Source organism: Microbacterium aurantiacum, assembly GCF_021654035.1.
GTDB classification, from domain to species: domain Bacteria; phylum Actinomycetota; class Actinomycetes; order Actinomycetales; family Microbacteriaceae; genus Microbacterium; species Microbacterium aurantiacum.
The window spans coordinates 201444-217473 of record NZ_JAJPDW010000003.1 but is presented as its reverse complement, the minus strand read 5'-3'; the positions used below and the strand labels follow the sequence as shown (position 1 = coordinate 217473).

13 protein-coding genes are annotated in these 16030 nt (G+C 70.4%); all 13 read right to left on the bottom strand.

The window, feature by feature from the left end; translation table 11 throughout:
• Positions 1 to 5: 5 nt before the first annotated feature.
• Positions 6 to 2864, bottom strand: a complete 2859-nt coding sequence (locus LTL01_RS09320) for an FtsK/SpoIIIE domain-containing protein (RefSeq protein WP_236968340.1) — start codon at positions 2862 to 2864, stop codon at positions 6 to 8.
• Positions 2865 to 2931: 67 nt separating this feature from the next.
• Positions 2932 to 3714 carry a PP2C family protein-serine/threonine phosphatase gene (locus tag LTL01_RS09315; protein ID WP_053547615.1) on the bottom strand — a complete coding sequence of 261 codons (783 nt, stop codon included), beginning with the start codon at positions 3712 to 3714 and terminating at the stop codon, positions 2932 to 2934.
• Positions 3715 to 3782: 68 nt separating this feature from the next.
• Positions 3783 to 5816 (bottom strand): ABC transporter ATP-binding protein, encoded by a 2034-nt coding sequence (locus LTL01_RS09310; RefSeq protein WP_372461326.1) that lies wholly within the window; start codon positions 5814 to 5816, stop codon positions 3783 to 3785.
• Positions 5813 to 7546, bottom strand: coding sequence for an ABC transporter ATP-binding protein (locus LTL01_RS09305; RefSeq protein WP_236968339.1), 1734 nt, complete (start codon positions 7544 to 7546; stop codon positions 5813 to 5815). Before LTL01_RS09305 ends, LTL01_RS09310 begins: the two co-directional genes overlap by 4 nt.
• A 21-nt stretch (positions 7547 to 7567) precedes the next feature.
• Positions 7568 to 8560, bottom strand: coding sequence for an aldo/keto reductase (locus LTL01_RS09300; protein ID WP_236968338.1), 993 nt, complete (start codon positions 8558 to 8560; stop codon positions 7568 to 7570).
• 84 nt (positions 8561 to 8644) lie between these two features.
• Complete coding sequence (locus LTL01_RS09295) at positions 8645 to 9337, bottom strand: large exoprotein (RefSeq protein ID WP_236968337.1); 693 nt, start codon at positions 9335 to 9337, stop codon at positions 8645 to 8647.
• 120 nt (positions 9338 to 9457) lie between these two features.
• Positions 9458 to 10222, bottom strand: a complete 765-nt coding sequence (locus LTL01_RS09290; RefSeq protein ID WP_236968336.1) for a YaaA family protein — start codon at positions 10220 to 10222, stop codon at positions 9458 to 9460.
• Between the two features lie 88 nt (positions 10223 to 10310).
• A complete protein-coding gene (locus LTL01_RS09285; protein ID WP_053547620.1) occupies positions 10311 to 10571 on the bottom strand; it encodes a F0F1 ATP synthase subunit epsilon in 261 nt (86 codons plus the stop codon).
• A gap of 2 nt (positions 10572 to 10573) precedes the next feature.
• Complete coding sequence (atpD, locus tag LTL01_RS09280; RefSeq protein ID WP_053547621.1) at positions 10574 to 12022, bottom strand: F0F1 ATP synthase subunit beta; 1449 nt, start codon at positions 12020 to 12022, stop codon at positions 10574 to 10576.
• Positions 12023 to 12060: 38 nt separating this feature from the next.
• On the bottom strand, positions 12061 to 12957 hold the full coding sequence (locus tag LTL01_RS09275; protein WP_053547622.1) for a F0F1 ATP synthase subunit gamma: 897 nt from the start codon (positions 12955 to 12957) through the stop codon (positions 12061 to 12063).
• A gap of 19 nt (positions 12958 to 12976) precedes the next feature.
• Positions 12977 to 14614, bottom strand: coding sequence for a F0F1 ATP synthase subunit alpha (atpA, locus tag LTL01_RS09270; protein WP_053547623.1), 1638 nt, complete (start codon positions 14612 to 14614; stop codon positions 12977 to 12979).
• Positions 14615 to 14676: 62 nt separating this feature from the next.
• A complete protein-coding gene (locus LTL01_RS09265) occupies positions 14677 to 15468 on the bottom strand; it encodes a F0F1 ATP synthase subunit delta (RefSeq protein WP_236968335.1) in 792 nt (263 codons plus the stop codon).
• Complete coding sequence (locus LTL01_RS09260) at positions 15468 to 16022, bottom strand: F0F1 ATP synthase subunit B (RefSeq protein WP_053547625.1); 555 nt, start codon at positions 16020 to 16022, stop codon at positions 15468 to 15470. The genes LTL01_RS09265 and LTL01_RS09260 overlap by 1 nt, the downstream gene beginning before the upstream one ends.
• Positions 16023 to 16030: the final 8 nt, after the last annotated feature.

Sequence of the window (16030 nt, the reverse complement as noted above, 5' to 3'; positions counted from 1 at the left end):
GACGGTCAAGCATCGCGCGCGACACGATCCGCCCGGGAATCCGCGACCGGGAGGACGATGCGCACGGGATCGGCGCCGGAGCGCATCAGCCAGCCCCGCGGGGCGCCCGCTCGGCAGAACGGCGGGGGCTCGCGGAAACCGGTGAGCAGGCGCACCTCCGCCGCGCACGACGCGTCGATCACGAGATCGTGCTCGACGCGTGCGCGGGTGAGCAGCGGCCACTTCCGCTGCCACTCGTCCGGCTCGCCGATTGCGACGAGCCGCTCCCCGGGCGCGAGGACGGGGTCGGCATCCTCCACCCCCACGATGATCGCGCCCGCGCGTTCCCAGCACTCCAGCGCGGCGCGGACCGCCGGCGTGCGCCGGGCGACGAGGCCCGTGAATGGGGCCTCCGGGAACCACGCCTCGGCGGCCACGAGACCGACGCTCCCCGGGGCGGTCCGAGGCAGGGCGATCTGGACCCGCACGTCATCGAGGCGGCCTCGGCCCGCCGGCGCTCGTGCGGCATGATGCGCGGGGTCGCCGCCTGCGGCGACGTGATCCGCGCGCGAGGGCAGGCTCAGCAGCAGTCGCCGGTGGAAGAGCTCGGCGGTCCGCGCCGCAGCACCGGCGACCCGTTGCATACTCGCCACGATCAGGATGCCGCGCTCCCGCGCAGCGCGGACGACGTCCTCCACGGCCTCGACGAAGGCGCGGGCGTGATCGCCCGGGAAGCGGCCGACGAGACCGTCGAGGTCGTCGAGGACGATGACCGTCCCTCGCGGCGGCGGCGCCCACCGCCAGGTCGCGAACAGGTCCCACGCCGCCTCGGCGTCCGCCGGGACGACCACGGGCGGCTCCGGGGCGCTGTCCTGTGCCCGATCCGCGACGAGGTGCAGCGCGGTGCTCTTCCCCGCGCGCGGACCACCGACGACGAGGAGGCTGCCGTCGGCCACCGACACGGATGCCGGGCCCTGGTGCTGCCGGTCCGGTTCGTCGGCGAGCCCGAGCACGAGGGTTTCCGGATCGTGCGCATCGGGGAGATCCCGCGCGCGGAGTTCGTTCGGGAGGTCCGGCAGCCACGGCCGGCGCGGCCGCGGCTCGCCGCGCGCGACGATGGCGGCGGCGTCGTCCGGATGGGACAGCGCGATGCGCACCCGCTGCGGTTCGGCGTCGGCGGCCCTGCGGATCAGGGCCAGCCCCGCCGCCGCGCGGTCTCCGGGAAGCTCAGCGGCGTCGGGCGCGCCGAGGAGGAGGCGACTGTCGGCGGCATCGGTGACCCGGAGGCTCATCCGCAGGGGGCAGTTCGCCAGGAGGCTGTCGCGGATGACCCCGGATGCGCGCTGCGTGCCGAGGATCAAGTGGATCCCGAGCGCGCGGCCGCGGGCGGCGAGATCCGAGAAGAGCGCGTTCAACTCGGGGTGCTCGGCCAGGACGGCGGCGAACTCGTCGATCACCACGACGAGACGCGGCAGCTGCACCCGCGCGTCGGCGATGTCCCGCGCACCGGACTCGGCGAGCGCGCCTTCCCGCCACCGGACTTCCGCACGGAGGCTCTCGAACGCCCGCCGCGCTCCGTCGCCGTCGAGGTCGGTGATGACCCCGGTCACGTGCGGCACGTCGGCGAGCGCATCGAAGGCGGTCCCGCCTTTGAAATCCGCCAGGAGGAAACTGACCTGCGCGGTGGTGTGCGCGGACGCGAGAGCGAGGACCCAGGTGATCAGCAGCTCGCTCTTGCCGGCACCGGTGACACCGGTGACCACCGCGTGCGGGCCGTCGCGGACGAGGTCGATCGTCACCGTCCCCTGCGCGTCGCGTCCGATCGCGGCGGGCAGCGTGCCGGGAGCAGCCTGCGGGGTGTCGGACGCGAGCTCCGCGAGGGACACCGGCCCCGCCCCGGCCAGGACGTCCCGGAGAGAGATGCGCGCCCGCTCGGACAGGGCCTCCCCGACGGCCCTGGCCTGTGCGGCGGACAGCGCCTCGATCGCGAGGGCTCCCACGGCGCCGGCGTGATCCACCCGGGCGCGGGTCGGGGCCTCCACGTCCACGGTGACCGCGCATCCGAGCGGCGCCGGCTCTCCCGCACCCCGGCGTGCGAGGACGATGTCGGCGGTGCCATCCGCGCGCTCGCCCGGCGCGAGGAGCATGAGCCGCACACCCGAGGTGGCCCGACGGTGCGGGAGGTGCTCCGCCCAGTCGAGATCGGCGTCGAGGGCTCCCACGATCCGGAGTTCTCCGGGCGGGAGCGCGAGGCACAGCTGCAGGGCCAGCGCGCGCTGGACCCCGCGCGCGAGGACCGGCGCCCCGGAGACCACGACACCCGCCCGGGCCGGGACGACAAGCGGAGCGTCGGTGAGCCGTGCCGCCCGCGCGCGGAGGGCGAGGGAGGCCGGATCCCCCTCGCCTCCGCTCATGCGCACGCCCGATTCCACGTCACCCGATCCCAGCACGAGCAGCTCACCCCGCTCGGTCCGCGATCGCCAGACCTCGCCGTCCCGGTCGAGGTAGGACGCGACATCCGGATGCTGCAACCGGCGGTGCCGGCGCTCGATCTCGTGCCGGCGCGTGACGCGTTCGGCGAGCGCGGCGCGCTGCGCGTCGGCCTCGATCCGATGACGCCGCCGATCCCGTCGAGCCGTACGCGCCGCGTCTCCCGCGGTGGCGAGGGCCACCAGCGGCCCCAGAGCCGCCAGCCACAGGGAGAGGATCGATCCGGTGACCAGCCACAGCGCCACCGCCCCGATGACCGGCACCGTCGCGGCGACGATCGGGATCGGAGGGCGCGGCGGCGCCGCCCAGGCGGCCGGCAGGACGAGCGCGTCCTCGTGCGGCGGGTCCTGCGGCTCGCGCGGGTCGGACGTCGGCGTGGCGGAAGGGCGTCTCACACCGGCGAGTCAACGCCGGCGCGGCTCCGGTGACGCACCGGACCGTCCGATCTGTGGACGAGCGGGGTCAGTCCGCGGCTGGGGAGGAGGGGGCGACGTCGAGGACGACGATGGTGATGTTGTCGCGTCCGCCGTTCTCGAGCGCGGCGTCCATCATCGCCGACACCGCGGCGGCGGGATCGGCGTTCTCGGTGAGGAAGTGCCGGATCCCGTAGTCGGTCAGTTCCTTCGTGAGACCGTCCGAGCAGATCACGAACCGGTCCCCGGACACGACGTCCAGACGCACGTAATCCGGCACGACCCCGTCGCTCGGCCCGACTGCACGCGTGATCACATTGCCGTACGGGTGGTTCTCCGCCTCCTCGGGGCTCAATCGCCCGGCGGCGATGAGCTCCTGCACCACGGAGTGGTCGGTGGTGATCTGCACGATCGCGTCATCCCGGAGGAGGTAGACCCGGGAATCCCCGATGTTCAGGGTCACCCAGTGCGCTTCGTCCCCGCTGGTCTCGAGATAGACGCCGGTCACCGTCGTGCCGGTGCCCTCGTCGGTGGCTTCGGGGTGGGAGGCGATGTCCTTGACGGCGCGGGCGAGGGCCTTCTCGATGGTCTTCGGCGAGACCGTCCCCGCGTCGACCGTCTCGTGCAGGCGGGTGATCGCGCTGGCGCTGGCGATCTCGCCGCCGACGTGACCGCCCATCCCGTCGGCGACGACGAAGAGGGGGAACTCCGCGAAGACGGCGTCCTGGTTCACCTCGCGGCGGCGCCCGGTGTGGGTCATCGCCGCCCACGACAGGTGAAGTTCTCCACCCGGGACACGCACGGTCCGCGAGCGGGTCGAGACATCGAGCACGCTCAGTTCCTCTCCGCGAGCCGGTTCGCCGTGATCCGGCGTTCACGGCGTTCTCACATCCTAAGGGGTCAGGGCCGATCCGCTTCCGTCGGGGCGGCGGCGAGTGCCGCCTCCTCGACTGCGTCCACCCCCGCACCGGCATCCGGCGCCGCCTCGAACTGCGCGTCGTAGAGGCGACGGTAGGCGCCACCGGCACGCAGAAGCGTCTCGTGCGTGCCCTGTTCGACGATCGCGCCCGCTTCCATGACCAGGATGAGGTCGGCGTCGCGGATCGTCGACAGACGGTGGGCGATCACGAACGACGTACGATCCGCGCGCAGCCGGGACATGGCACGCTGGATGAGGAGTTCCGTGCGCGTGTCGACCGAGGAGGTCGCCTCGTCCAGGATCAGCAGACGCGGATCGGCGAGGAACGCACGGGCGATCGTGACGAGCTGCCGCTCCCCCGCCGAGAGATTGGTCGCGTCGTCGTCGAGGACGGTGTCGTATCCGTCGGGCAGCGCGTGGACGAAGCGGTCGACGTAGGCGGCCCGGGCGGCCGCCAGGATCTCCTCCTCGGTCGCGTCCGGGCGACCGTAGGCGATGTTCTCGCGGATGGTGCCCGCGAACAGCCACGTGTCCTGCAGCACCATGCCGGTGCGCCGGCGAAGATCCGCGCGCGACATCCGTCGGATGTCCACCGCATCCCCGGATGCCGCCTCCAGGGTGATCCGACCGGCGTCGACGTCGTAGAAGCGCATCACGAGGTTGACCAGGGTGGTCTTCCCCGCCCCGGTCGGTCCCACGATCGCGACCGTCCCCCCGGTCTCGGCGATGAGCGAGAGCCCGTGGATGAGGGGCGCGTCCGCGACGTAACGGAACGAGACGTCCTCGAAGGCGAGCCGGCCGGCATCCGACGGCAGGGTCGGGGCCGCGTCGTCGTCGGGGCTCTCCTCCTCCTCGTCCAGGAACTCGAACACCCGCTCCGCGCTCGCGACCCCGGACTGCAGCAGATTCGCCATGGAGCCGAGCTGGCTCAGCGGCTGGGTGAACTGCCGCGAGTACTGGATGAACGCCTGCACCGCGCCGATCGACAGCATCCCGCCCGCGACCTGGAGGCCGCCGACCACCGCGATGGCGACGTAGACGAGGTTCCCGATGAACATCATCGAGGGCATGATGATGCCCGAGACGAACTGCGCCCCGAAGCTGGCCCGGTAGAGGTCCTCGTTCTCCGCGCGGAAGTCCGCCTCGACCGCCTTCTGCCGCCCGAACACCTTCACCACCGCGTGGCCGGAGAAGGTCTCCTCGACGCGCGCGTTCAGGATGCCGGTGTTCTTCCACTGCGCCGCGAAGAGACGTTGCGAGCGCCGGGCCACGAGGACGGTGATGCCGATGGTGAGGGGGATCGTCACGAGGGCGATGAGCGCCAGGAGGGGCGAGATGACGAACATCATCACCATCACGCCGACGACGGTGAGCAGCGACGTCACGACCTGGGACACCGTCTGCTGCATGCTCTGACCGATGTTGTCCACGTCGTTCGTCACGCGGCTGAGCAGCTCACCGCGCTGCATGCGATCGAAGGTGCGCAGCGGCAGCCGGTGGACCTTGTGCTCCACCTGCATCCGGAGCCGGTGCATGGCGCGCTGGACGATGCCGTTGAGCAGCCGCGCCTGGAGCCACGCGAACATGCTGCCGAGGACGTAGACGGTCAGGACCATCAGGAGGATCGCCCCGAGGGCGGCGAAGTCGACGCCCGCGCCGGGGGTGAAGCTCATCGCGGAGATCATGTCGGCCTGCTCCTGCTGTCCCGCGGCGACGAGGGAGTCCACGACCTGCTGTTCGCTCGTACCCGCGGGGAACTGCAGGGAGATGAAGCCGGCGAAGACGATGTTCGTGCCGTCGCCGAGCAGCTTCGGTCCCAGCACCGTCAGGCCCACCGACAGGATGCCGAACAGGACGACCGCGATGAGTCCGGCCCGCTCCGGGCGGAGCGTCCCGAGGAGACGCCGTGCACTCGGGCCGAAGCTGCGGGCCTTCTCGATCGGCGCCGCACCACGCCCCATCGGGCCGCCGAACGGGCCGCGGGCGGGTGCGCGGCCGGGCTGTGCGCCGCTCATGCCGAGGCCTCCGCCGACAGCTGGGAGTCGACGATCTCGCGATACGTGTCGTTGTCGGCCACGAGCTCGTCGTGGGTTCCGATCCCGACGACGACACCGTGGTCGAGGACGACGATCTGGTCGGCGCCGCGGATGGTCGACACGCGCTGCGCGACGACCAGCCGGGTTGCGCCCGGCAGGTGCGCGTCGAGGGCGGCGCGGAGGGCGGCATCCGTCCGCAGATCGAGGGCGGAGAACGAGTCGTCGAAGATGTAGATCGGCGGCCGTTTCACCAGTGCCCGCGCGATCGCGAGCCGCTGCCGCTGGCCGCCGGAGACGTTCGACCCGCCCTGAGCGACGGGGGCGTCCAGACCCTCCGGGAGCGCCTCGACGAAGTCGCGGGCCTGAGCGATCTCCAGCGCACGCCACAGCTCTTCGTCATCGGCGGTCGCGTCGCCGTAGAGGAGGTTGGAACGCACCGTGCCCGAGAACAGGAACGCGCGCTGCTGGACGAGGCCGATGCGCTCCCACAGGACGTCGGGATCGACGTCGCGGACGTCCACTCCGTCCACCCGCACGCTCCCCGCCGTCGCGTCGAACAGACGCGGCACCAATCCGATCAGGGTCGTCTTGCCCGCCCCCGTCGATCCGACGACGGCCGTCGTGGTCCCGGGCTCCACACGGAACGAGATCCCCCGCAGCACGGGGTCCTCCGCACCCGGATAGGAGAAGTCCACGCCGTCGAACTCGATGAGGCCCCGAGCGGCGGGCATCGGAACCGGTCGCTCGGCGACCACCACGGAGGGCGGCGTGTCCAGGACCTTGCCGATACGCGAGCCGGAGACCGCCGCGCGCGGGATCATGACGAACATGAAGGTCGCCATCATGACGCCCATCAGGATCTGCATGAGGTAGGTGAGGAACGCGAACAGCGTGCCGATCTCCGTCTCCCCCTGCTGGATCTGGAACGCCCCGAACCAGATCACCGCGACGCTGGAGACGTTCATCACGAGCATGACGACCGGGAACATCAGCGCCATGAGGTTGCCCGCGCGCAACGCGGCCTCCTGCACCGCGTCGCTGGCCGTGGTGAAGCGTGCGGTCTCCTCGCGTTCGCGCACGAAGGCGCGGACGACACGGATGCCGGTCAGCTGTTCGCGCATGATCTGGTTGATCCGGTCGATGCGCTTCTGCATCACGGTGAAGGCCGGGACCATCCGCACCACGATGAGGACGACGGCGAGGACGAGGACGGGGATGGACACCGCCATCAGCCAGGAGAGCCCGGGGTCGAGTCGGATCGCCATGATCACGCCGCCGATGGCGAGCATCGGGGCCGAGACCATGAGGGTGGATGCCGTCTGCACGAGCATCTGAACCTGCTGGACGTCGTTGGTGTTGCGGGTGATCAGCGAGGCGGGCCCGAATCTTCCGACTTCGCGCTGCGAGAAGGCCACCACCCGATGGAAGAGGTCCGCCCGGAGATCCCGGCCGAGACCCATGGCCAGCCGGGAGCCGAAATACACCGCGATGATCGCGCAGACGATCTGCACCCCGGTCACTCCGAGCATCACCAGGCCGGTGGACCAGATCACGGGGATGTCGCCCACGACCACGCCGCGATCGATGATCTCGGCGTTGAGGGTGGGAAGCAGCAGTGCCGCGATGGACTGCGCCAGTTGGAACACCACGACCGCCACGATGAGCGGCCAGGCGGGGCGGAGGTACCGCACCAGGAGCGTGCCGAGCATTCTGTCTCCTCGCCGGGCGCGTCAGACCCGGGCTCCGGGGTCTTCGGGAAGCGGGAAGAGCGCGTCGATCGTCGCGACGTCCGCCGGGGTCGGCGTCCACGCGGTCCCCGCCGCCGCGTTCGCCCGCACCTGCTCCGGGCGGGTGGCCCCGGCGATCACGCTGGAGAGCGCGGGTCTGGCGAGCAGCCACCCGAGGGTCGCCTCGAGCATCGAGATCTCCCGTTCGCGGCAGAACGCGTCGAAGGCCTCGAGCGCCTCCCACGGCGCGTCCCGCCAGATGTGGGGACGCTGACGCATGATCCGCGAATCCTCCGGGGCGTGGTCGCGCGTGAAGCCGCCCGCGAGGAGGCCGTTGTGCAGGGGGAAGTAGGGCAGGAAGCCCAGACCGTACCGCTCGACGGCGGGGAGGACCTCGCGCTCGGCGGCGCGGGCAAGGAGGCTGTAGTGGTTCTGCGCCGACACGAAGGGCACGTCTCCGCGACGCTCGGCGATGTGGGCCGCATCCGCGATCTGCCACCCCGCGAGGTTGGAGTGGCCGATGTAGCGGATCTTCCCCTCGCGCACGAGGTCGCCGAGGACATCGAGGGTCTCTTCGATGGGCGTGCGGGGATCCGGGGTGTGCAGTTGGTACAGGTCGATCCAGTCCGTCTGCAGACGGGTGAGCGAGGCCTCGACCGCGCGCCGGACGTAGGACCGCGAGGCCTTCCCCGCCGACACCCCGTACCCCATGTCCCGCCCGCTGTGACCGAACTTCGTCGCGAGGACGACCTGGTCGCGGCGTCCCCGCAGGGCGTGACCCATGAGGGTCTCGGACTGCCCCGGCTCTCCCCCGTACATGTCCGCCGTGTCGAGGAACGTCACGCCCGCCTCGAGGGCCGCGTCGAGGACCGCCCGCGTGCCCTCGAGCGTCTCGGTGAGCGTCCCCGGCCGGCCGAAGTTGTTGCAACCGAGACCGACGGCGGAGACGAGGAGACCCGAGGCGCCCAGGCGCCGATGCGGGAGCGGTGAGGTCATCCCTTCACGCTAGCCCTCCTCAGGGCCGTGGAACGACGAAGACCCCCGGCATCCGTCGGGATCCCGGGGGTCTTCGTCGATCGGTCAGACCTGCGGCGGCTGTCCGGCAGGCGGCGGGGGCGCCGTGGGCGGCTGCCCTCCGGCCGGCGGTGCGGCGGGCGGGGTGTAGCCGGCGGGCGGGGCGGCGGGGGGCGTGTAGCCGGCGGGCGGACCCTGCGGCGCGGGCGGGGGCGTGTAGCCGGTGGTCGCGGGGTTGGCGGGGTATCCGCCGACGGGCGCCTGAGCCGGGACACCGGCCCAGGTCGTGCGGTCCGAGAGGAACCCGTTGTTCGCCCACGGCGCGGCCGGGATCGCGGTGTTCCAACGCGACTTGTCGAACGCGTTGATTCCGAGCCAGACGATGCTCAGGAAGAAGAACAGGATGAGCCAGACCGCTTCCTTCTGCAGCTTCAGCCCCACGCGCCACGCGGCCATGAGGATGACCAGGAAGGGGAGGATGAGCACGAGCTGTCCGATCACCGGGATCCAGCCGAGGAGCACCGACGCGCCGAAGGCGATCAGGACGAGCCAGGGGCTCAGGTCTCCGAGCTTGGAGAACACCATCCAGTTGTAGACCGGGATCCAGGCGCGCCATTTGCCCTGCACGCCCGCCTTGTCGAAGATCTTCATGAGGAAGATCGATCCGATGATGTAGCCCGCGATCGCGAAGATGAAGGCGATGAACAAGAAAGCGGCATAGAAGGCGAGGATGCCTCCGTCACTGCCATATGGATCCATGAGCGTCCTCCCAAGAACGTCGGTCGGCGTCCTACGCCGTCGGAACCCCCGGTCCCGCACGCCACATGCTAGCGGTGCGAGCGTGCCCGCTACAGGACATGACGCGCGCGAACGCGCGGATCAGCTCGCCGGATGCCGGGCGACGAGCAGGATCTCCCCGCCGACGTCCTCGCGCGCGTCCCAGCCGGCCTCCTCGGCCCAGGCGAGGAAGTCCCCGCGTGAACGCACCCGCGGGCGCGACTGGGCGAGGTCGCGCACCAGCTCGCCCTTCGTCCGCTTGTTGAAGTGGTTCAGCGCCCGGACGACGCCGTCGGGGCCCGCGGAGACGACACGCACGTACGCGGACGGCACCTCGGCAGGGATCGGACCGAGCCCGACGTACGCCTGCGACCGCAGGTCGAGGAGGAAGCGGGGAGCCGACACCGCGATCGCGGTGGAGACGGCATCCGCCCACACGCGCTTCAGCGGCGCGAGCCCGGGAAGGGCCGCCGACGCGCCGAGGCGGTAAGCCGGGATCGGGTCGAGCGCTCCGACCGGGCCGAACGGTGCGGAATGGATCTGCACGTGTGCGCCGAGCCACCGACGTGCCGCGGCGGGCAGCGACGCGGCGTCGAGCGCGTCGAAGAGGACACCGGTGTAACGGTCGACGGCCGACATCGTCGGCGCCGAGGCGAGCTCCGCGTTCCGCGGGATGTCATCCAGCTGGCGCGGGCCGAGGCCGAGGACCGCGGCGGCGCGCTCGGCATCCGCAGACAGCGCGATGAGCGCCTCCGCGACGGCGGCGCGCTGCGGCAGCAGCCCGGGGTGCGCCCAGTCCGCGGGCCGCATGGGTTCGCCCCGCCCGCCGGATCGCTTGGTCTCGGACGGGGGCAGGAGGATCAGCATGGCATCCGTGGGGTCGAGGGTGAATGACGAACCGGCCGAGCACCCGGGTGGGGCTCGGCCGGTTCGGCGCGATGTGTGCGCGGGTCGATCAGGAGATCAGCGCGGCGTTTCCGGCGACGATGGTGAGCTGGTCGCCCTCCATCGAGAGGAAGCCGTCCTGCGCATTGGCGATGATCTTCGATCCCGAGCTCTGCGTGATGCGCACCTGTCCCTCGGCGAGGATCGCCAGGACGGGCTCGTGACCGGGCATGAAGCCGATCTCTCCCTCGACGGTCTTGGCCACGACGAGCGAGGCCTCCCCCGTCCAGACCTCCGCGTCGGCGGAGACGAGACTCACCTTCAGCGGCATGATCAGCCGTTCTCCTTCTGGATCTGCGCCCACTTGGCCTCGACGTCGCCGATACCGCCGACGTTGAAGAAGGCCTGCTCGGCGACGTGGTCGAAGTCGCCCTTGACGATCGCGTCGAACGACTCGATGGTCTCCTTGATCGGGACCGTGGAGCCCTCCACGCCGGTGAACTTCTTCGCCATGTAGGTGTTCTGCGAGAGGAACTGCTGGATGCGGCGCGCACGCGACACGACGATCTTGTCCTCTTCGGAGAGCTCGTCGACACCCAGGATCGCGATGATCTCCTGCAGCTCCTTGTTCTTCTGCAGGATCTGCTTCACCGCGGTGGCCACGCGGTAGTGGTCGTCACCGATGTAGCGCGGGTCGAGGATGCGGCTGGTCGAGGTCAGCGGATCGATCGCGGGGTACAGACCCTTCGATGCGATCTCACGCGAGAGCTCGGTGGTCGCGTCGAGGTGCGCGAACGTGGTCGCCGGGGCGGGGTCGGTGTAGTCGTCCGCGGGGACGTAGATCGCCTGCAGGGAGGTGATCGAGTGACCGCGCGTGGAGGTGATGCGCTCCTGGAGCACACCCATCTCGTCGGCGAGGTTCGGCTGGTATCCCACCGCGGAGGGCATGCGGCCGAGGAGCGTGGAGACCTCGGAACCGGCCTGCGTGAAGCGGAAGATGTTGTCGATGAACAGCAGCACGTCCTGCTTCTGCACGTCGCGGAAGTACTCCGCCATCGTCAGAGCCGACAGGGCGACCCGCAGACGTGTTCCCGGCGGCTCGTCCATCTGGCCGAACACGAGGGCGGTCTTGTCGAAGACACCCGCCTCCTCCATCTCGCCGATGAGGTCGTTGCCCTCACGGGTGCGCTCGCCGACGCCGGCGAACACCGAGACGCCACCGTGGTCCTGCGCCACGCGCTGGATCATCTCCTGGATGAGGACGGTCTTGCCGACACCGGCACCGCCGAAGAGACCGATCTTGCCACCCTGCACATACGGGGTGAGGAGGTCGATCGACTTGATGCCGGTCTCGAACATCTCGGTCTTCGACTCGAGCTGATCGAAGTTCGGCGCCTCGCGGTGGATGGGCCAGCGCTCGGTGATCTCCACGGTCTCGCCCGGCGTGGCGTTGAGGATCTCGCCGGTCACGTTGAAGACCTTGCCCTTGGTGACGTCTCCGACGGGAACCGTGATCTGCTCGCCGGTGTCGCGCACCTCCTGTCCGCGGACGATGCCGTCGGTCGGCTTCAGGGCGATCGCACGCACCAGGTCGTCGCCCAGGTGCTGGGCGACCTCGAGGGTGATCTCCGAGGAGGTGTCCCCGATGACGATGGTGGTCTTGAGGGCGTTGTAGATCTCGGGGATCCCGTCGTGCGGGAACTCGATGTCCACGACGGGACCGGTGACACGGGCGACGCGGCCGACGACCGGGGCTTCCGTCTTCTCAGCGGTGAGGCTCATGGCTTCTTCTCTTTCGGTGTGGTCTGTGTGCGCGGAGGTCACTTGCCGGAGCCCAGGGCGTCGGCGCCGCCGACGATCTCGGCGATCTGCTGGGTGATCTCGGCCTGACGGGCGTTGTTGCGGAGGCGCGTGTAATCGGTGATGAGCTTGTCGGCGTTGTCGCTGGCCGACTTCATCGCCTTCTGCGTCGCGGCGTGCTTCGCCGCCGACGACTGCAGGAGGGCATTGAACACGCGGCTCTGGATGTAGACCGGGAGCAGGGCGTCCAGGACGACTTCGGGGTCGGGCTCGAACTCGTACAGCGGGTAGACCTGCGACGACGCGCTGTCGTCGGCCTCGACCACCTCGAGCGGAAGCAGGCGGACCTGCTCCGGCGACTGGGTCATCATGCTGACGAAGCGGTTGTACACGAGGTGGATCTCATCCACGCCGCCGTCCTCGCCGCCACGGGTGTACGCGTCGAGCAGGCTCGCCGCGATCTCCTCGGCCGTGTGGAAGTGCGGGGTGTCGGTGTCACCCGTCCACTCGGCCACGGCGGCCATCCGGCGGAACTGGAAGTACCCGACCGCCTTCCGGCCGACGAGGTAGAACACCGGCTCCTTGCCCTGCTGACGCAGGAGTTCGGCCAGCTCGAGCCCTTCGCGGAGGATCTGCGAGTTGAACGCTCCGGCCAGACCCCGATCGGAGGTGAAGATCACCACGGCCGAACGCCGGATGTTCTCCCGCTCCACCGTCAGCGGGTGGTCGACGTCGGAGTACGTCGCGACCGCCGACACGGCGCGGGTCACCGCCGTCGCGAACGGCGAGGACGCGCGCACTCGCGCCATCGCCTTCTGGATGCGCGAGGCGGCGATGAGCTCCATCGCCTTGGTGATCTTCTTGGTCGTCTGAGCAGAAGCGATCTTCTGCTTGTAGACCCGCAGTTGTGCGCCCATGTCTGTGTCCTCGTCCGCCTCAGCGGCGGCCCTTGACGATCTTCTCCTGGTTGACGTCGGCAGCCTCGGCGGCGGCGACCTCCTCGTGACCCGGCTTGCCGATGGCCTGGCCCTTGCCGGAGCGGAACTCGAGGATGAACTCGTCGGTCTTGCGCTCGAGTTCGGCGAGGATCGCGTCATCGAGCACGTTGGAGGCGCGGAGGTCGTCGAGCACCGTGGTGTTGCGACGGAGGTAGTCCAGCAGCTCGCGCTCGAACGACAGCACGTCCTCGACCTCGATCGAGTCGAGCTTGCCGTTGGTGCCGGCCCAGATCGAGACGACCTGCTCCTCCACCGGGTACGGCGAGTACTGCGGCTGCTTGAGCAGCTCCGTCAGACGCGCTCCGCGGGCCAGCTGACGACGCGACGCGGCGTCCAGGTCGCTCGCGAACATCGCGAACGCCTCGAGCGACCGGTACTGCGCCAGCTCCAGCTTCAGCGTTCCGGAGACCTTCTTGATGGACTTCACCTGGGCGTCACCACCGACACGCGACACCGAGATACCCACGTCGACCGCGGGGCGCTGGTTGGCGTTGAACAGGTCGGACTGCAGGAAGATCTGGCCGTCGGTGATCGAGATCACGTTGGTGGGGATGTAGGCCGAGACGTCGTTCGCCTTGGTCTCGATGATGGGGAGACCCGTCATCGATCCCGCGCCGAGCTCGTCCGAGAGCTTCGCGCAACGCTCGAGCAGACGGGAGTGCAGGTAGAAGACGTCACCCGGGTAGGCCTCACGGCCCGGCGGGCGGCGCAGCAGCAGCGACACGGCACGGTAGGCCTCGGCCTGCTTGGACAGGTCGTCGAAGATGATGAGGACGTGCTTGCCGTCGTACATCCAGTGCTGACCGATGGCGGAGCCGGTGTAGGGCGCGAGGTACTTGAAGCCCGCCGGGTCGGATGCCGGGGCGGCGACGATGGTGGTGTACTCCATGGCGCCGGCATCCTCGAGCGCGCCCTTGACGGCCGCGATCGTCGAGCCCTTCTGGCCGATGGCGACATAGACGCAGCGCACCTGCTTGGTGGCGTCGCCCGAGTCCCAGTTGGCCTTCTGGTTGATGATCGTGTCGATCGCGATGGCGGTCTTGCCGGTCTGGCGGTCACCGATGATCAGCTGGCGCTGTCCGCGGCCGATCGGGATCATCGCGTCGATCGCCTTGATGCCGGTCTGCATCGGCTCGTGCACGCTCTTGCGCTGCATGACGCCGGGCGCCTGCAGTTCGAGGGCGCGGCGGCCGCTCGCGGCGACCTCGCCGAGGCCGTCGATCGGGTTGCCCAGCGGGTCGACGACCCGGCCGAGGTAGCCGTCGCCGACCGGGACGGAAAGGACCTCACCGGTGCGCGTGACCTGCTGGCCGGCCTCGATGCCGGAGAAGTCGCCGAGGACGACGACACCGATCTCGTGCTCGTCGAGGTTCAGCGCGAGGCCCTGGGTGCCGTCGGCGAAGAGCACCAGCTCGTTCGCCATGACGCCGGGGAGACCCTCGACGTGGGCGATGCCGTCGGCGGCGTCGATGACGGTGCCGACCTCGTTGGCCGCGGCGCCCGTGGGCTCGTAGGCGGCGACGAAGTCCTTCAGCGCGTCACGGATGACGTCGGGGCTGATAGAGAGTTCTGCCATTGTCTTCCTTCGTTCGTGGGGCCTCAGCCCCGAAATCTCCGCCTGATGCGGGAAGTCTTGTCTCAGCCGGCCAGTCGCTGACGGAGGTCGGCCAGGCGCGATGCCACGCTGGCGTCGATGACGTCGTCGGCGATCTGCACGCGCAGACCTCCGACGACATGCGGGTCCACGACCGCGTTGACGGACACCGGCGTGCCGTAGCGCGTCGACAGGGTCGCGGCCAGGCGGCTGCGCTGGGCCTCGCTGAGCGGCACGGCGGTGAACACCGTCGCGACGGTGCGCCCGCGCTGATCGGCGACCAGGCGCATGGCCCACGAGAGGAGGCGGCGCACGCGGCGTTCACGCGGCTGCTGCACGAGCGAGGACGCGATGAGCACCGTGGCGGCGCTCGCGCGGCCGTTCAGCAGGGACGACACCAGCGTGCCCTTGGCCGCGTCGTCGCCACGGCGACTGCCGAGGGCGAGCTCCAGCTCCGGGTTGGCGGCGACGGTGCGGGAGAAGCGGAACAGCTCATCCTCGATGTCGGCGACGCCGTCGGCACGGGCGGCCGCGCGGATCGCCAGCTCCTCGATCCCCTCGACCAGGTCGGCCGAGGAGGACCAGCGCTGATCGACGGCGGCGCCCAGGAGCCCGAGCGTCGCCGGCGAGACCGCGCGTCCGAAGACGTCCTGGACGACCTTCCGGCGAGCGGCCGGGTCGGCGGCGGAGTCGGCCAGCGCGCCGCTCAGCTGCGACGAGTCGCCCACGGCGCGGGCGACGGCGAAGAGCTCACCGGCCACGCCGAGGTCGATGTCCGACGCGGTGTCCAGCGCCCGCGTCGTCGCCGCGAGGGCCTGAGTGGTCGCGCTGCCCATTACGCCTTCGCCCCTTCGGAAGCCTCGAGGTCGGCGAGGAAGCGGTCGACCACGGCCTGCGCCTTCGCGTCGTCGGAGAGGGTCTCGCCGATGACACCGCCGGCGAGGTCGAGCGCGAGCGTGCCCACTTCGCTGCGCAGCGACACCAGAGCGGTCTGGCGCTCGGCCTCGATCTGCGCGTGCGCGGACGCGGTCAGGCGCGCGGCCTCGGTGGACGCGGCATCCTTCGCCTCGGCGAGGATCTTCTTGCCGTCCTCGCGAGCGGCGTCGCGGATCTCACCGGCTTCCTTGCGGGCGGCGGCCAGCTGCGCGGTGTACTCCTCCAGCGCGGCCTCGGCCTGCCGCTGGGCCTCGTCGGCCTTGGCGATGTTGCCCTCGATGGCGGCGCTGCGGGCGTCGAGCACCTTGTTCAGCCGCGGGAGGGCGACGAACATCACCACGAGGAGGATGATGACGAAGCACACCCCCGACCAGATGATGTCGTACACCGCGGGCAGCAGGGGGTTTCCCCCTCCGTACTCGTCGGCGGCGATCGCGACAAGAGGCTTCAGCATCCTGTCTC

Excerpts from the sequence above, each read along its gene's own strand:
- LTL01_RS09310 (WP_372461326.1), bottom strand. The coding sequence starts at position 5,816 with ATGAGCGGCGCACAGCCCGGCCGCGCACCCGCCCGCGGCCCGTTCGGC.
- LTL01_RS09305 (WP_236968339.1), bottom strand. The coding sequence starts at position 7,546 with ATGCTCGGCACGCTCCTGGTGCGGTACCTCCGCCCCGCCTGGCCGCTC.
- LTL01_RS09300 (WP_236968338.1), bottom strand. The coding sequence starts at position 8,560 with ATGACCTCACCGCTCCCGCATCGGCGCCTGGGCGCCTCGGGTCTCCTC.
- LTL01_RS09295 (WP_236968337.1), bottom strand. The coding sequence starts at position 9,337 with ATGGATCCATATGGCAGTGACGGAGGCATCCTCGCCTTCTATGCCGCT.
- LTL01_RS09290 (WP_236968336.1), bottom strand. The coding sequence starts at position 10,222 with ATGCTGATCCTCCTGCCCCCGTCCGAGACCAAGCGATCCGGCGGGCGG.
- LTL01_RS09285 (WP_053547620.1), bottom strand. The coding sequence starts at position 10,571 with ATGCCGCTGAAGGTGAGTCTCGTCTCCGCCGACGCGGAGGTCTGGACG.
- atpD (WP_053547621.1), bottom strand. The coding sequence starts at position 12,022 with ATGAGCCTCACCGCTGAGAAGACGGAAGCCCCGGTCGTCGGCCGCGTC.
- LTL01_RS09275 (WP_053547622.1), bottom strand. The coding sequence starts at position 12,957 with ATGGGCGCACAACTGCGGGTCTACAAGCAGAAGATCGCTTCTGCTCAG.
- atpA (WP_053547623.1), bottom strand. The coding sequence starts at position 14,614 with ATGGCAGAACTCTCTATCAGCCCCGACGTCATCCGTGACGCGCTGAAG.
- LTL01_RS09265 (WP_236968335.1), bottom strand. The coding sequence starts at position 15,468 with ATGGGCAGCGCGACCACTCAGGCCCTCGCGGCGACGACGCGGGCGCTG.
- LTL01_RS09260 (WP_053547625.1), bottom strand. The coding sequence starts at position 16,022 with ATGCTGAAGCCTCTTGTCGCGATCGCCGCCGACGAGTACGGAGGGGGA.